A 15,673-nucleotide genomic window follows, 5' to 3' on the forward strand; every position below is an offset into this window, starting at 1 on the left:
GGACAGGCCGGCTTCCCGGGCTCGTGCCAGGTTGGACAGGCCGGCTTCCCGGGCTCGTGCCAGGTTCCCCTGCACGGTACTGCGCGCCACACCAAGACGACGCCCGATCTCGCCGGGGCTCAGATCTTCCTCAGCCAAACGCAGCATCTGCCGCAGTTGTCTCATGGTCAGCTTCCTCTTCGCAGGCATCACGGTCTCCGTCTCGGTCGATACGGAAAACGTCTGCCAGAGTGGCTGACCCAGGCCTCCAACACCCCCTTCAGGGTGCCGGCTTCATCTCGGAATCACATGCCGGCTTCAAATCGGAATGCCCTGCCGGCTTCGCTTCGGAATACCCCGCCCGCTTCAATCGGAATCCGCATCCAAATCGCGTGAGGCGCAATCCGGTTGGTAGGAAATGACGATGGTTTATCATTGTTGGCCGTTACGCCCCTTGCCGAATCCTTCAATCATCGACCTTGGCCTCCGAGAGCCTGCCTGCCATCCCCCAAAAGGGTGAGAGCATCCACGAAGTACAGAGCGGCTGATCTGATCCATTCAGTGCCCAGGAAAGTCTCCACGAGAGGCAACCTGAAAGATGGTCAACTCAGACGCCACCTTGGTTGCCAAGGGCGGGCAATGACGTGACGCGCACCCCTTGGCAAAAGCCTCACCGCACGAGCACAAAATTACCCTCGATCCTGTCGGAGTAGTCGGGGAACTGCGCATGCGACCTCTGCGCCGTGCGGGCAAGCGCCCGAACCTCACTCTGCGTCCTCTTCGCGATGTCGACCAGGCTGGCGCCGGGCGTCGGGAGATGTTTGATGAAGACCCGCGTGAAGACCGATGTCGGGGAGGCATCACTGTCGCTAAGACGGTCGAGCGCGGCCTCCCTGGGACCGGCGGAGAACAGCAGGAACTCGCCCTCTTCCGCCTCCATACGCCCGAGGCCCCGCGTCGCCCCACCTCGCTGACCGGCTGCGCGCAAAGGATTGTCGCGGCAGGCGTCGATCACGGCGATCGCGACCCGAACTGACCGCTGACGGATCCGGTCGACGATCTCGCGCACCTTATAGGCCGAGCGCTGGAACTGGGTCTGCCTGGGGTCGACATTGGGCATGTCGGTCGGCAGCAGATAATTCGTTCCGTCAGCCTCAATGCCATGGCCGGCGAAGAAGAACAGGGCGGTGTCGGCCGGCTCGAGGCTGGCGACGAAACGGTCAAGCACCTGCGCGAAACCGACATTGTCTAAGTCATGGGCAAGGGTGGTCAAGAAGCCCATGGTCTTCAGCGTCGCGGCAATCGCATCGGCATCGCCGCGCGCCTTCCACAGCCGATCGATCTGACGATAGCTGTCGTTGCCGATCACCAAAGCGGCGCGGCGCTGCCCGGGTATCGTCACGGCGGGTGGTGGTGTGGCGGGCGACGGGAGAACCTTCGAAGGTGGGGTAGCTACGACAGTGGGTGTCGGAGATTGCGTCGGCGTTAAAGTTGCCCGTAGGCGTTTCACCTCGGCCGCGCCGTCGACATTGTCCGGCTCCAGCTTAACAAAGGCCTCCATGTCCGCAAGCGCGCGACCAATATCCCCCTTGGCAAGGTAAGCTTTGCCACGATCGAAATAGCTTCTGGCGAGCTTCGGGTCCAGACTGATAGCCTGACTGTAATCAGCGATGGCGCTGTCGTGCTCGCCCTTGGCTCGATGAGCATTTCCCCGGGCATAGTAAGCGAGCGAGTATTTTGGGAAAAGGCGGGCGGCCTGACTATAGTCGCCTATGGCGCGATCAAAGGCCCCATTGAAATGATATATATCGCCTCTATTTAGATATAGATCAGCATCGTTTGGGTTTAAGCTTATAGCGTTTGTATAGTCAATCTCAGCACGATCAAAATTTTTCAGGCGAAAATAATTCGCGCCGCGATAATAATAATTTAGGTAATCTTTTGGAGCGAGTCGGATAGCTTCATTTAGGTCGTTTATGGCAAGATCCAGTTTTCCGCGGCGACCGTATAAGAAGCCGCGGTCGCGGTATGGTTCAACAAACGTCGGATCGATTTTAAGTGCCTGACTGTAATCAGATATGGCGCGATCTAAATCGCCCTTATTGCGGTATTCTTCTCCACGACGATGGTACGCAGCAGAACGTTCTTTGGCAGAAACTCCGCTCTTGCGTGCAATAAACCGAGAACAAGCCGCGATCATCGTTTCATCCGGGCGCGCCTCACACTCGTCGTCAGACAAGAAGCCCTGCGCCAAAGAACGCGACGAGGTAACGGGCATGAGGCTAGCCGCCAACGCGATCAGCACAACCATGCTCGACAACGCCATCCGCATAAGCTTACTCCAATCGATTGCTGTCGCGGCGATATTAGCCAAACAGATTAGCTGACAATAATATGACGACTAGGTGTGCTCCCAAACGATGCAAGGCTGGATGCGGCCCCGGCCCGGTCCGACAACTCCTCGTGTCCCTGCCATCCGTCGCTCCACAGAAGAGCGATTAAGTCCGTGCAATTGCCTTCTTCCATCGGCCTGGGCTTTCTCGGCTCGGTCATTGTGCGAACAGCCGGCTCAGCTCTTCAACGGGTCCCGCCCTTTCCGGCCTGCTTGATCAATAGAAATAGATCATGTGCGGCCTCCGGCGAACTGCGTTGCAGGGAGTCGAGATCGGGGTCGCGGCTCAGGTCGGTATCGCGCGTTGTAGGAGGCGCATCGTCAGGAGTGCCGCTGCGCGGAGCGGTGGGCGGGTTTTCCAGCCGGCGCAGGATGCGATGGACGAGCCAGGGCGAGGCTTCGACGGCGCGACGCAAGGTTTCGTTACGGGCAATCGTTTCGAGATCCGCCGTAGAGAAGGTTGGCATGCTCTGGCTCGGCGCAAGGTCGGCGCGGGCCGGTTCGACCAGCCCAAGCGTTAGGGCGAGGGCAGCCGGGCCAACGCTGCGAGCGATCAGGCTCAGCCATGCCGCCGCTGCGTCGTCCCGCCTTGGTTCGCCGGCGCCGTTGCGCGATCCGGGTTTCATGCCTGCCTCCGAAGTTTTGAAAATTCGGCTCAAGGCCGACTCGTCTTGGTCGCAGCGATCCTTTGGCGCAGGTCGCGTAGTACGCCGCCGAAGATCTGTTCCATGGCTCCGGTCGTGGAGACCAGAATGCTGCCGTAAGGTGACTTGCCGCGCTGTAGGAAGCCCGCCTCCGCGGCCGCGACGATCAGCTTGCGGCAGGTCTCGGTCGACATCACGGTGGCTAGGAAGCGCGCGAGATTGGACTGGTCCAGGCGCCCGGGCTGCGTACGCCAGATCTCGAGGAGCCGCGGTAGCGTATCGGCGGTAAAGATCGCATCGAGGACGCGGGCCTTGTTCAACCCGAGCCTCTTCATCTTCTCTCCATCGCGACTCAGCGCGTCGAGATGGCGGTTATGGATATCGGCGAGCGCCTCGATCGCCTCGACGCTTTCGAGCCGGCGTGCCTTGAGCAGGTAGAAGAACTCGCAGAACTGATACATCGCTTCGATCCGCAAGGTCTCGACGACAGCTGGGACCTGCGACCGGCTGGCCTCGATCAGCCGGCTCGTCAGAATCGCCCGCGACCAGAGCAGGCTCTCCTGGACGAACAGATCCGCACTGACCTCGGCGTCGTTGGAAAAGATGTCGTTGCGGATCATGGTTCTCGGAGGGCTGTGGCACGCTGTCGGTGGTCTGGTTCCGATCGTATCGAAGAAGCAGGCAAGGGATCGTATGCTGATCCCGTCGCCCGACTCGCCTAGTTGACGATCCGATACGTGCGCTCGGCCGTGCCACGATTGACCGGGGCCACCTGCACCGGTTTTGGTCCGCGTGTATTCTGTCCGACGTTGACCAGTCCGGCGTCGACAATCTGGTTGGTGACGACACTGAGGTCCCTGATATCGCCGCCGTCGAAATGCTCGGCGACGATCTCCTCCATCCGCTTGCTTTCGGGGACGACCAAGGCACGCAGCTTGTTCGTCCCCGTCGGCGGGCGGATTATAATACGATAGCCGGCCTCGCGCTGGGACGCTGACGGTATTCTCAGGACGCGGCCTGGCTCGATCCGGGCGAGCATCGGGTTGGCGCCAGGCGCTGGAAAGGCCTTGGACGGATAGAGCTGATAGGAGCTCCCATCCGGATTCTCGTTGTAGATGACGACGCTCCCGGCAACTGATGAGGTCACCCGCACCTCGATGTAAGAATCAACCTTGAGCGTATCGCCTTCGGCAATATCGAGCGTGACCTGCGCGATGTGGCTCGGCTTGTCGGTCTGGCTCGCGCCGTTGGTCAAGTTCGCCACGCTACTCTGCACGGAGCTACTGGAGATGGCGCTATCGGTGAACACGGCGCCGCGTACGCGGTCCTTAATCCAGTCTTGGAATTGACCGACCGAGGCGTAGACCCCGGGATATCGTGCCAGCGCGCAGCCCTTGCCCCAGCTGACCACGCCAAGTTGCATCTGCTCACCATTGGCATGAGGGATGAAGAGTGGGCCACCGCTATCGCCCTGGCACGAATCCTTGCCGCCCTCCGGCAAGCCCGCGCAGAAGGCGGCATCCGTAATTCTGTCGGATCCATAGACCCTGCGGCATTCACTCTGGTCGACAATCGGAACGTCAGCTTGCAGCAGCAACGCCGAAGCGGAACCATTCGAGGCGGTGACCCCAAAGCCGGCGACAGTCGAGTTCCGACCGGGGCTGAGCGCGGTGGCCCCGTCGCTGCGACTGGCCAACTTCTGCCGTGGAGCCGAGGCTTTTCCGGAGAGCTTGAGCAGGGCGACGTCGTTCAGCGTAAGCCGAGGGTCGTACTGAGTGTGCATGATGATCTGATTGGCGTTGATGGCGACATCGCGCCCGCCATTGCCATTCAGGTTGTTTGTCCCTTCCCGGATGAAAAACGTGGTCGAACCTGGCTCCCGTTTCATCGCGGCTGCGCAATGGGCCGCGGTGAGCACCCATTCCGTGTCGATCACGGTCCCTCCGCAGAATTGTCGCGGATTGCGACCGGACGACCTCGAATAGATCGCGACCAGGCTTGGCCACTGCCCCGGCCCAGCAGCTGCACCGCCGACGACACGGGAATGGTCGGAGCGGTGGGTGATGATGTCCTCGATACTTGGCTCGTCGGGCAGATCGGATTGCGTTGGGGTCATACGGCTGACCCCGCGGCTGTCGCTCTGGGCGACTGCGCCGGACGCCGACGCGAGATTAACCGCGGCGGATGCCGTCAGGACCAGGCCAAGGGCTCCGAGAGATCGGGACAGTGAAGCAGCTGAACAATACATCGGACACTCCGGTCTCGATAAGGCGATGCAAGGATGGCCTGCAGGTTGAGATCATGGCCGCCCGTTCGGCGCGGCCATGAGGAGGCGTTTTGCGGCGCTCGCTGCAATCAAGGCGTAATCGTCACGACGGTCTGCGCAAAGCCGGTGGTGTCCGCAGGGCGGGCGGGTACCGCTGCGAGCTCCCGCTCGAAGGCGGACTTCTCGTCATCGCTGAGGACGTCGGCTGCCGTGCGAATGACGACCGTGGCCGGACGTGGCTCGGCGGCGCAGATCGCGGTGATGGTGTCCGTTCCAGGCGCGGTGGCGATGACGCTTTGCGGGGACGGCCCACCCGAAACCATCACCGTCTGCATCGCCGCCACTGCGGTCGCCGGCAGGAGAGAGGTGGGGTAGAGCAAACGGGTCTTGCCGCTCTGGTCGCTGCCATAGACGGCCAGGTGGCAGGGGCGAAGCGGCGTAACCCCGATCGTCAGCGGTTCGCCGACCTTGTAGCTGCGCTTGTCGGTCGCCAGCAGCAGCGGAAGCGGTTGCGTTTGGGCCGGTGCGGTCGCGGTCGGCACAACCAAGGCCCCGAGGGCGACAGCTCCGCCGGCCTGCGCCGGAACGGTCTTAATGACCTGGTTCAGGACGGCAACCTTGGTGTCCGCCGGCGGCTTTTCCACCATCACGGCGAGATCGCGATTGAGGGCATCGGCCCCGCCTTCCAGGCTGCGGAAAATCCCCGTGCCGGCTTGAAAGTTCTTGTCGGGGATGATCGTGACCGGCTTCGAGGTGGCGATAACCTTGATCAGTTCCGCACCGACCGGGCCGGAGACCTTGATCTGCGTTCCGCTGGCCTGCGATGGGATTTCCAGGGTCTCGCCGGCCTTGATGCGGTTTTCGGTCTGGAAGGCATTGGGAAAGAGCTGGGTCACCTTGCCGGAGGCGCCGATGTTAAACACCGTGACGTAGGCATCCTCATTGGACTTCACGGCAAGGCGGACGATGTCGCCGAGGCCGTAGGTGGCGTTGGCCCGATCGAGCAAGGCCAGGATCGAGAGCGAGTTCGGCTTGGCCAGGCCTGCATTGAAGACCTGGGTCTGTTCCGGCGAGAGATCGCGCACGGTTTGGGCCTTTGCGGGGACGGCGCAGCCGATGACCGCGGCAAGCGCAAACGCGGCGACACTGCTGTGGAGCGCGTGGAAGGACATTGCGTTCGTTCCTCTGAGAAGGGCTTCGAATGATGGTCGCGCGGAACCCGGGTCAGTCGACCACCCGGATCGTCACTTTCGTCATGCCCCAGTGATTGCGCGGGGTGTCGGAGAGGCGGGTGGCGAGCTGCGCCTCGAGGCCCGTGCTGGAAGCCTGGACATCCAGCGGGGTCGTCGTGGTCGCACCGCCGGCAAAGCCCGGGAAGCGGCTTCGTGTCGCCAGGAAATGCACGACATTGTCGCCCGTCGGCGGCGATGCCCGCAGGATCATCCCGCCCCGCGGCAGGTCTAGGGAGCGATCGGCGCGCAGGGGCAGGTTTTCGGCCAGCAGCACGATCTTGCCGGAGGCATTCGCGACATAGACATGGCCGAAGCCGTTGTTGTTCGACTGGATGCGCAGGCGGATGCGCGAGCCGACCGGGAGCACCGAGGGGCCAACCGGCATCAGGCTGACATTGACCGGCAGTACAGGCTGCCGGGAGGGGCGTGGCCTGGCGCCCGCTGCGGCCGGCGCCTCGACGGTCAGGTCCCGTGTTTGAGCCGGCGCGGCCGTCGAGGAGACGATTCCACCAAAGAGAAGAGTAACAGCTCCCTTTCCAAGCTTGCTCAGCGCCTGTCTACGATCAACCGACATGACTGCTCTTCCTTTTAGTTCGACAGCGTTCGCAACGTCGAGGACGGGTAGAAATGAGCCATAGCGTTTCTGAAAACGACCGCCAAGGCGGGGGCTTTCATTTATTGTCGCTAGGTTAGTTAGTGTATAGCGACGTGCCCCGGTCCGGGTAAGGCTCACGCGCGGCTATCCCCTTGCCCCCCTCCAATCGCTTGGGAGGCTGCGACCCTGGCGTTGCCCTGATCATCGAGCCGCGGAGCGGCCTCTTTGGCTTAGCGTCAGCATCTACCGTCATCACGCAAGCCGCGCTGCCGGGCTGGCCTGAGCCCGCCCGGCGCTCGCCCCCGATGATGCGGTGCGGGCTGCCGCAATCTGCATGGAGCCTGGAAGCTGGCGCCCGCGACTGGTGAGGACATGCTGGTAGTGCCGTCATCGCCAGCCCTTCTGGCCGTCAACGACCCACAGCATATGTGCTCGCATGCAACACCCACCAAGCATCGGCGATCGGTAACCTTGCCTATCTTGGACCGCCCTGTCGCAAAGCCGCATCACCCAACGGGGTGATGCGCGCTGAATCATTTTTGTGCAGCAATCTTCTACTCAAGGTGGGGGTGGGGGATCGAGGCCAGATGCCTGTGGCTCGCGTTTGCGGAAGGGATATCGGTCGATCGCACAGGGGTGACACGGGCGCTTTGCTTATCCGACTAGGGATCGGCCATCGCCTTGCCCGCCTCAAATCCGTTTGGAGGCTTCGGGCCTAGCGCAAGGTGAGGGGCCCGATCATCGTTTCGGTCGCCGGGCCACCGGGCCCGTCACTGACTGAGAATGGAGATCGACATGACCGGACGTATCGCGCCGCAGGCCCCTTGCCTCGCGGTTCTCGCCTTCACGGGCCTTCACGGCACCGCCCGTGCCGAGGCGCGGCTGGACCATGCCATTGATGAGGTTGCGCCGCAGGAAATCAACGCGAGCGAGGACCGCTTGCTGATCGTCAATGGCAACTCCGGTCGCGTCATCTATGACGATGGCCGCAACGACCTCTTCTGCGTCACGCGCCGCGTGATCGTCGGTTACCATGATGGCGGTCGCCCGATCCGCAAGCGGACCATGCGGTGCCGTTGAGTTGTTTCGGGCTCAATGCGATACCTGTTTTATGCTGCCGGAACGCAGTTACGTCAAAGGTTGCAGGCCTTCTGTCCCGAGTTCCGGTCGACTTGACGGTTATCGTGGCCGGATTCATCTTCGCTCGGCGCGCGAACTATCTTCTCGTGCCTTCCCCTGAGAAGTGCTGGTCAGACGACGGAACCCCATGAACACATCGCGGTTGTCCAAGCTGCCACTGGCGGCAGCCCTTGCCCTGCTGCCTGCCCTGATCAACGGCCCGGCGTTCGCCGATTGCACAGCCCGGCGCGAAAATCTGGTGCGGCTGCTGCAGGCGCCCGACTTCGACTCCGCCGATCGGCTGGTCAAGGAGATCGAGCTGGCGCGCGACTGTGGCCCGGCTGATCGTCGCGCCGCCAAAGCCTCGTTGGCCGAGCGGCTCCTCGACGAGGCGAAACGACTGCGCGCGCGTCCAGGAGAGACTGATCGCGCCGACCGTCTGGTCTTGGCTGCTGCTGCATTGCATTCATCATGGGCGGCCGCGATGGCCAAAGGCGACCTCGATATCCGGCGCAAAGCCTTTGCCGACGCCGCGCTCGCCTATCAGCAGGCGATAGAAATGGTCGCAGCCGTGAATCCCGCCGAGAACAGGCAGCTTGAAAAGACACTCGCCTATCTAGGGCGCAGGGCCGATGAGGCGCGCCATCTCGCAGCTTCCGGGGCCAATGGACGGTTGGTGGAAGTTCCTCGCACTCGCGCGGGCAACATGGGTGGCGTCTACAGCGAGACGCTGATGCGAGGGGCGGAGGCTACGCGTGTGCCGGTGCCGATCCTGTTCGAGTTCAACTCCGACGAGTTCACCCCGGTGGGGCACCAGGCCGCTGAGGATTTTGCTCGGCTGATGCAGGAGCGCCGTCCCGGCAACATTATCGTCACCGGTCATACCGACAGGGTCGGTAGCGATGAGTTCAACCAGAAACTGTCATTGAGGCGTGCTCGCAAGGTGGCCGAGTTCCTGCAGGCGAAAGGCGTTAGCGGCAACATCAAGGTTGCCGGGAAGGGCAAGTCGGAGCCGCGACAACTTGTCGACGCATCCGCCTACGACCAGGCTCAGATCGATGAACTGAACCGGCGAGTCGAATTCGACTGGAAAAAGTGATGTCCGCAACTCCGTACGGATCGAACATGCTTCAACGTCTTGTCTTCATTGGCACGCTCGCGATCTGCGCCTTTCCGACTGCCGCGGTGCAGGCCGAAACCCATGCGCTCGTCGTCGGGGTTGACCGCTATCGCAATATCAGCGCGCTGCGCGGCGCTGTCGCGGACGCCAATGACATCGGCAGAGCTCTGAAGAAACGGGGCGTGCGCAATCTCACGCTCTTGCTCAATGGTGAAGCAAGCCGCGACCGCGTCTTGGAAACGCTTGACCAGATCGTCCAGCAGGCCAAGCACGGCGATCTTGTTATCATAACCTTTGCCGGACACGGCAGCCGTGAGCGATGGGGACAGGCCCGCCCGCCCGGCATTTCGGCAGGCGACCAACGGGAAGTCTTTCTGCTAGCGGATGTCATTCTGCCAAACGTAGGCGGGCAGATTGACATAAGTCTCGGCGGTTCGGCGAGAGAGCGTATTGCCGGAGCTGAAATGAATGTTCGCCTTCGGGCGCTTCAGGCCAAGGGAGCCCGCACCGTTTTTGTGGCCGACACTTGCTACGGAGGAGGCTTAACGAAGAACATCCGGCCTCCGCTCGTGGAAACGAGCCCAGCTTCCTATCGCTATGCGCAATCCTTGTCTATCCGTGACGGTGTGGATCCTCTGGTCCCTGTTTTCCGTGCCTTACCTGAGCCCGTGGATACGGACAAGGCACTACCGGACCTTACGTTCCTTGCGGCCGTGGACGCGACGCAGCCATCGCCAGAGGTGGAAATTCCCAAAGGCTCTGGCTCTTGGAGGGGGGCGCTATCCTACGCTTTTGCCCGAGTGATCGAGGGATCAGTAATGATCGGTCAGGGCGGTGCAATTACCCGGGCTGATCTTGTCGACTACATCAACCCAACGATCCGCGCTCAAAGCGAAAATAGGCAAGAGCCGGATCTGCGGCCGAGACAGGACTTCACACGCACCGTCATTGATACCGTCCGGGATTTTGGTGACACACCTGCCGTGAGACCGTCCACGGGTGCGTCGACATCGAACAAGGTGCGAGTATTCAGCGTCGACGCAATTCCTGTTGCATCGGGCTTCCATTCCGGTGGCGCTGTCGAGATCGAGGTGGCATCTTCGGTATCGGATGCGGACGTCATCTTGCGTGGTAGCAACGCCTTCTCCCGAGGCGGTGACCTTGTTGCGAGTCAGATTAGCGGCAATGAGATGCGCGGCTTGGCGGAGCGAGAGGTTGCGTTCCGGCGGCTACTGGCTTTGTCTCTGGATCGGCCGCGTCAGATTCGGCTGCAAGGCGGCGACAAGCGCTACGTTCTAGGTGAACGTGTCGTGGTGGATGCGCGCAGGCTCGAAGGTCCGCGCGACGAGGCTGAGTACTATCTGCTATTCAACATTGCAGGGTCAGGCCAGGTCCAGTTCCTGTATCCGCGGCGAAAAGCAAATGGCTTTCGCGAGGATCAGGAAGATCCGATCCTCCTTCCGTCCGACCGTCCGCTTACCCAAATCGAAGCCACGCCACCTGCCGGAACCGATTTGCTCGTGTTAGTCACCAGTCCAAAACCGCTTGATGGGCTGACCGCTGAGCTGACCAAACTGCACAATCGCGTTGAACCTTTGCGAGCCATCGATTTGGTGGGCAAGTCGCTCGATGACGGAGTCCGGATCGGTACTCAAGGGATATTCACCGGATCGAGTGAACTCAACGGAGGAGGACCACGCCAGTGATCCGACCATCACCCGCCGAAACGGCGCGCGCCCCGGCCTCTTCTTTCGCTGTCGCGTCTCTTAGTTTGAGGTTTCCCTCTATGCGTGTTGGAAGGCGTTTCCGCTCGGCGTTGCTGCTCGCCACCGCCCTGCTGCTTCTGCCACATGAGGGGCAGGCAGGCCTCGCCACGAGCTGCGAGGCTCGTCCCCTACTCGCGATCGAAGCGGAAACCGGGGAGCGATCCCAACGTAAGACTGCTTTGGCTCTGAGCTGGCTCGTGAAGCTGAGCCCCGCCGGCCAACGGAATGTCGCGGTGTCGCCGTTTGGCATTTCGCAGGTTCTGGCGACCCTTGAAGTTGGAGCGGACGGAGCCATGAAGGCTGCGATCGCCGATACTCTCAAGCTAGACAAGCGCAACCGCGCTACCGAAATGGACGATTTACGGCGGCAGGCTCGACTGCTGTCCGTGATAGGCGGTCGGCCGAATGCCCCGTTCGCGAGCGCAGATGCGCTGTTCGTCGATCGGCGCCAACGCTTGCAGCCGGAGGTGGAGGAGCGGGTTCAATCGGAAGCTGGCGCGCTGGTCGAACGGATCGAGTTCGACAAGCCCGGAGCGATCGATGCCGTCAATCGCTGGGCCAAGGAGCGTACTGGGGGGCGCATCGACACGATCCTGGAACCAGGCTCGCCACCTTCGCTCGTTGCGGTGAACGCCCTCGCCTTCAAGGATTGCTGGCGCATACCCTTTGATCCGCAGATGACGCAGGCAAGACCATTCACTCGCCTTGACGGCTCGGCCGTGACGCCAGCGACCATGCACCTGCAGAATGAAACCCTGGCGTTCCGCAAAACGGGGCGCTTTGCCGCCGTCGAGCTGCGCTACGCCGACGATCGCTTTGCGCTGACCCTGGTCACCACGACCGATAAGCCGGCCGCCGCCTCAGCGTTTGCCGCAGCAGACGAGCTCCTGGCAGGCGGCGGACTTAAGTCAGGCCCGGTGCGCCTGGCCTTGCCGAAATTTTCCGCTAACGGCGAGCACGACCTGCTTGGCCCCCTCTCGCAGATGGGCCTGGCTGCTGGGCTCGCCTCAAAAACCCAGCTTGAAGGCTTCGGTCCCGGCCTTTCCCTTTCCGCCGTGAAGCAGAAGGTATTTATCAAGGCCAGTGAAGAGGGCACCGAAGCCGCCGCTGCAACTGCTGCCGTCATCACGAGAAGTGCGGCTCCCGTGAGCCCGACGCTGATCAGCCTCGACAAGCCCTTCGTCTACGCCCTGCGTCACCGTTCTACCGGGACCGTGTTGATGATCGGCTATGTCGGCGATCCATCCTAAAGGATCATCCGATAGGTGAGGCTTTCAATCGTGGAGCGCAGCCGATCACCTTGAAAGTCGGCTGGCGGCGCCATTTAAATCTTAATATTGGGAGAGATTAATCATGAAGAGTAGATATATTTTGGTGTCACTGCTTGCCCTGAGTCTTCAACCTTCGATTGGCAGCGCCGCGCCGCGCCTGCCGAAGCGAATCGAGATCGCGACCACAGTACTGAGCGCAAGTGGAAACCCATCAGGCAATTGTAGTGCACTTATTAGAATTGCTGGGAATCGTATATTTAGTTCAGGTGTGTGCGACGGAGTTGCGTATGATCGCGATATAAACCGTGGACAAGTTTATACGGTCAATGGAAAGAATTCATATGACAAATTTAATCCAAATGTGAACAGAAACATTTGTAAAACAATATTGTATGAATTGTCATCATCATTTTCTGGCGATACATTGATTCTGAACCGCATCGATAGGCATCAGTGCAGCTACGGAATGTATTGGTCCGAAGAGACTGCGACTATAAAATTTGACGGGAACGGTTCTTGCGATTACACATGGAGAGGCAGAGGGACAATGGCAGGTGACGGTACAATTTCAGCAAAATCGATTAGTTGCGTAGTTCATTACTGATTTTCGATCTATTTGAATGAAAACTCATGGTGACGACATCTGCCTTTTTTGGGGCGCGCGTCATTTTATCTTGAGGGTATGCACTGCAGGTTGGCGGCGCGCAGGCTCAGCGGCCGGCGGCGTCTGGCGGCATGAGCGCCTACGCGAGACGCTCATGCGCATCTCCAATTTCCTTGGAGAGCTAACTCTTGAGCAGAGAGACGGTTGCGGGCATTAATGGTGATGCCATAACGGAAGCAGGGCAGGGTAGAATGTCGACTCGATTTACTATGTTCGGCTTTATTCTTCTCGGCGTGACTTTGACCAACCTTTGTAACCTTAGCGCCGCCCAAGCTAATCGAGTTGAACGGCGCGTGGCTCTGATCATGGGCAATGCGGCCTACAAAGCCGTCTCGCCCCTTGCCAATCCGATCAACGATGCTGACGCGGTAGCCAGAGCGCTGCAGGAAGCTGGCTTTGAGACGGTATACATCCACCATGACCTTGATCGGGCTGGTATGCTGCAGGCGTTGCACAGCTTCGAAGATCGCCTCCAGGGAGCGGCGATTGGGGTGGTCTATTTTTCCGGTCACGGAATGGAAATCAACCGCGAAAACTTCCTCATACCGATCGACGCGAAATTGGCCGACGAGAGAGATGTGGACAATGAGGCCGTGTCTTTGAGCAGAGTTCTCAAAACACTGGACGCGGCGACCCGATTGCGCCTCGTGATCCTTGATGCCTGTCGGGATAATCGGTTCGCTCCGGTCGGGCGACAGGGCCGGCAGCGGTCGGCGACACGTGGCTTGGCGAGGATTGAGCCGACTTCGCCTAATACTCTGGTCGCCTTTGCTGCACGCGAAGGAACGACTGCCACCGATGGCGCTAGTGTCAACAGCCCCTTCAGCAGCGCCCTGCTACGGCACCTGCCCAAACCCGGCCTCGACATTCGCCTCGCATTCCTTCGCGTTCGTGATGATGTCCTCAAGGCAACCAATAATGCTCAGGAGCCCTATATCTACGGCTCCCTTGGGGGCGATTCCATCTCTCTCCGCGCGCAGGCCTCCCCCGCAGATCCGACGAGCGCCGATGCGCCGTTGATGTCAGGAGCGTCTGCAGATCGAGAGGCCAGAACTCATGCAACGCAGATGGGCAACTGCTTCATGTTTAATGGCCAACCGGTATGCGAATAAGATTTACGAACATCGACATGCGAGGATTCCATCTCTGGCTCTTGCAGCTTTGTGCCGTGTTGGCGGGTCTATACGCTGGCATGGCGTTCGCGCAGTCGACCGAACGGCGCGTGGCTTTGGTCATCGGCAATGCGGCCTATACCGCAGTCTCGCCACTGGCCAATCCGGTGAACGATGCCAATGCGGTCGCCGGCCTTCTGAAGGAGGCCGGCTTCGAGACTGTAGATCTGCAGAACAATCTCGACCGGGCGGGGATGTTGAGGGCGCTGCGCAGCTTCGAGGACAAGCTGCAGGGCGCAGCCATCGGCGTGATCTATTTTTCAGGCCACGGGATGGAGATCAACCGTGAGAACTTCCTGATCCCGGTGGACGCGAGGCTGGCTGCGGAGCGGGACGCGGATGACGAAGCCATATCGCTGAGCCGTGTGCTGAAATCGCTTGATGCGGCGACTCGATTGCGCCTGGTGATCCTCGACGCCTGCCGCGACAATCGGTTCGCCCCCATCAGCCGGCTGGGCCAGCGGCGTTCGGCCACACGCGGCCTGGGGCGTGTCGAGCCGCCCTTGACTGATACGCTGATCGCTTACGCGGCGAAGGAGGGCACCACAGCAGCGGACGGCCTGGGCGCCCACAGCCCCTACACCGACGCGCTGCTGAAACATCTGGTAAAGCCTGACCTCGACATCCGGCTTGCCTTTGGCTCCGTGCGCGATGAGGTGCTCAAGGCATCCGGCAACGCACAGGAGCCCTATATCAACGGCTCCCTCGGCGGACAGATGATCTCGCTTGCGAAGCCGGGCGACCCCCTACCGCCCGCTGCCGCCGCGGTCGTCGGAACGCAAGTACAGCCGGGCGAGGCGGCCGAACAGGTGGCCTTCGCCATGGCGCAGCAACTGAACTCAAGGGAAGCCTGGCGCGCCTTTCTGTCCCGCTACGGCGCCGGCCCGAACGCGGAGATCGCTCGCGCCGCCCTAACAAAATTGGAGGCCGATGCATCGCCCTCCGCCTCGTTGGCACTGCCGCCGACACTGCCCTCATCTCCTGCGCAAAATGCCATTCCTATGAATGCGAACACTGAGCCTGGCGGCGACGGGCGCCCCAATCTCACTTATCCGCCGCCGCCGTCTAAGCTTTGCCCTGTCGGGCAGAAGCTCGACTCAGCAGGGGTTTGTGTTCCCAGTGGCCGACTTGTCCCCAAACCGTCCGCAGAAGCACGCCCGCGCCGAGAAGCTCGGACGCCCTCGATCGGGAAGGGCAACTGCTTCACGTTCAATGGCCAACGGGTATGCGAATAAGGTTTACCGACAACGACATGCGCGGATTCCATCTCTGGCTCTTGCAGCTTTGTGCCGTGTTGGCGGGTCTATACGCTGGCATGGCGTTCGCGCAGTCGACCGAACGGCGCGTGGCTTTGGTCATCGGCAATGCGGCCTATACCGCAGTCTCGCCACTGGCCAATCCGGTGAACGATGCCAATGCGGTCGCCGGCCTTCTGAAGGAGGCCGGCTTCGAG

General features: G+C 61.1%; 14 protein-coding genes. 7 read left to right on the forward strand and 7 right to left on the reverse strand.

The annotated features are described in order from the left end of the window. From AC1DW9_RS34520 to AC1DW9_RS34550, 7 genes are all read right to left on the reverse strand, one after another. A partial coding sequence (locus tag AC1DW9_RS34520) for a MarR family transcriptional regulator (protein ID WP_476855333.1) occupies nt 1–189 on the reverse strand: 189 nt, incomplete at its 3' end. A gap of 460 nt (nt 190–649) precedes the next feature. Next, nucleotides 650–2,290, reverse strand: a complete 1,641-nt coding sequence (locus AC1DW9_RS34525; protein WP_476777398.1) for a tetratricopeptide repeat protein — start codon at nt 2,288–2,290, stop codon at nt 650–652. A 266-nt stretch (nt 2,291–2,556) separates the two neighbouring features. Continuing rightward, nucleotides 2,557–2,997, reverse strand: coding sequence for a hypothetical protein (locus AC1DW9_RS34530; protein ID WP_476777397.1), 441 nt, complete (start codon nt 2,995–2,997; stop codon nt 2,557–2,559). Nucleotides 2,998–3,026: 29 nt separating this feature from the next. Then, the gene (locus AC1DW9_RS34535; protein ID WP_476777396.1) at nt 3,027–3,635 is read right to left on the reverse strand and encodes a hypothetical protein; all 609 of its coding nucleotides are present in this window, start codon (nt 3,633–3,635) and stop codon (nt 3,027–3,029) included. 98 nt (nt 3,636–3,733) lie between these two features. Next, nucleotides 3,734–5,131 carry a trypsin-like serine protease gene (locus AC1DW9_RS34540; RefSeq protein ID WP_476855334.1) on the reverse strand — a complete coding sequence of 466 codons (1,398 nt, stop codon included), beginning with the start codon at nt 5,129–5,131 and terminating at the stop codon, nt 3,734–3,736. A 239-nt stretch (nt 5,132–5,370) separates the two neighbouring features. Continuing rightward, the gene (locus AC1DW9_RS34545) at nt 5,371–6,453 is read right to left on the reverse strand and encodes a DUF4384 domain-containing protein (RefSeq protein WP_476777394.1); all 1,083 of its coding nucleotides are present in this window, start codon (nt 6,451–6,453) and stop codon (nt 5,371–5,373) included. Between the two features lie 52 nt (nt 6,454–6,505). Further along, nucleotides 6,506–7,087 carry a DUF4384 domain-containing protein gene (locus AC1DW9_RS34550; RefSeq protein WP_476777393.1) on the reverse strand — a complete coding sequence of 194 codons (582 nt, stop codon included), beginning with the start codon at nt 7,085–7,087 and terminating at the stop codon, nt 6,506–6,508. Between the two features lie 816 nt (nt 7,088–7,903). On the opposite strand from AC1DW9_RS34550, the gene AC1DW9_RS34555 reads away from it, so the two are divergent. The 7 genes from AC1DW9_RS34555 to AC1DW9_RS34585 form a co-directional block, all read left to right on the forward strand. Next, on the forward strand, nt 7,904–8,188 hold the full coding sequence (locus AC1DW9_RS34555) for a hypothetical protein (RefSeq protein WP_476777392.1): 285 nt from the start codon (nt 7,904–7,906) through the stop codon (nt 8,186–8,188). Between the two features lie 187 nt (nt 8,189–8,375). After that, the gene (locus AC1DW9_RS34560) at nt 8,376–9,326 is read left to right on the forward strand and encodes an OmpA family protein (RefSeq protein WP_476777391.1); all 951 of its coding nucleotides are present in this window, start codon (nt 8,376–8,378) and stop codon (nt 9,324–9,326) included. 26 nt (nt 9,327–9,352) lie between these two features. Beyond that, nucleotides 9,353–11,053: a caspase family protein gene (locus AC1DW9_RS34565; RefSeq protein ID WP_476777390.1), complete on the forward strand. Its 1,701-nt coding sequence runs from the start codon at nt 9,353–9,355 to the stop codon at nt 11,051–11,053. 80 nt (nt 11,054–11,133) lie between these two features. Then, nucleotides 11,134–12,363: a serpin family protein gene (locus tag AC1DW9_RS34570; RefSeq protein WP_476855335.1), complete on the forward strand. Its 1,230-nt coding sequence runs from the start codon at nt 11,134–11,136 to the stop codon at nt 12,361–12,363. Between the two features lie 813 nt (nt 12,364–13,176). After that, the gene (locus AC1DW9_RS34575) at nt 13,177–14,160 is read left to right on the forward strand and encodes a caspase family protein (RefSeq protein ID WP_476777388.1); all 984 of its coding nucleotides are present in this window, start codon (nt 13,177–13,179) and stop codon (nt 14,158–14,160) included. A 17-nt stretch (nt 14,161–14,177) separates the two neighbouring features. Next, nucleotides 14,178–15,455, forward strand: coding sequence for a caspase family protein (locus AC1DW9_RS34580; RefSeq protein WP_476777387.1), 1,278 nt, complete (start codon nt 14,178–14,180; stop codon nt 15,453–15,455). Between the two features lie 17 nt (nt 15,456–15,472). Continuing rightward, nucleotides 15,473–15,673, forward strand: a 201-nt coding sequence (locus tag AC1DW9_RS34585; protein WP_476855336.1) for a caspase family protein, incomplete at its 3' end; no start/stop codon positions are given.

The sequence above is a fragment of the Allobosea sp. P4_E12 genome, from assembly GCF_056401655.1.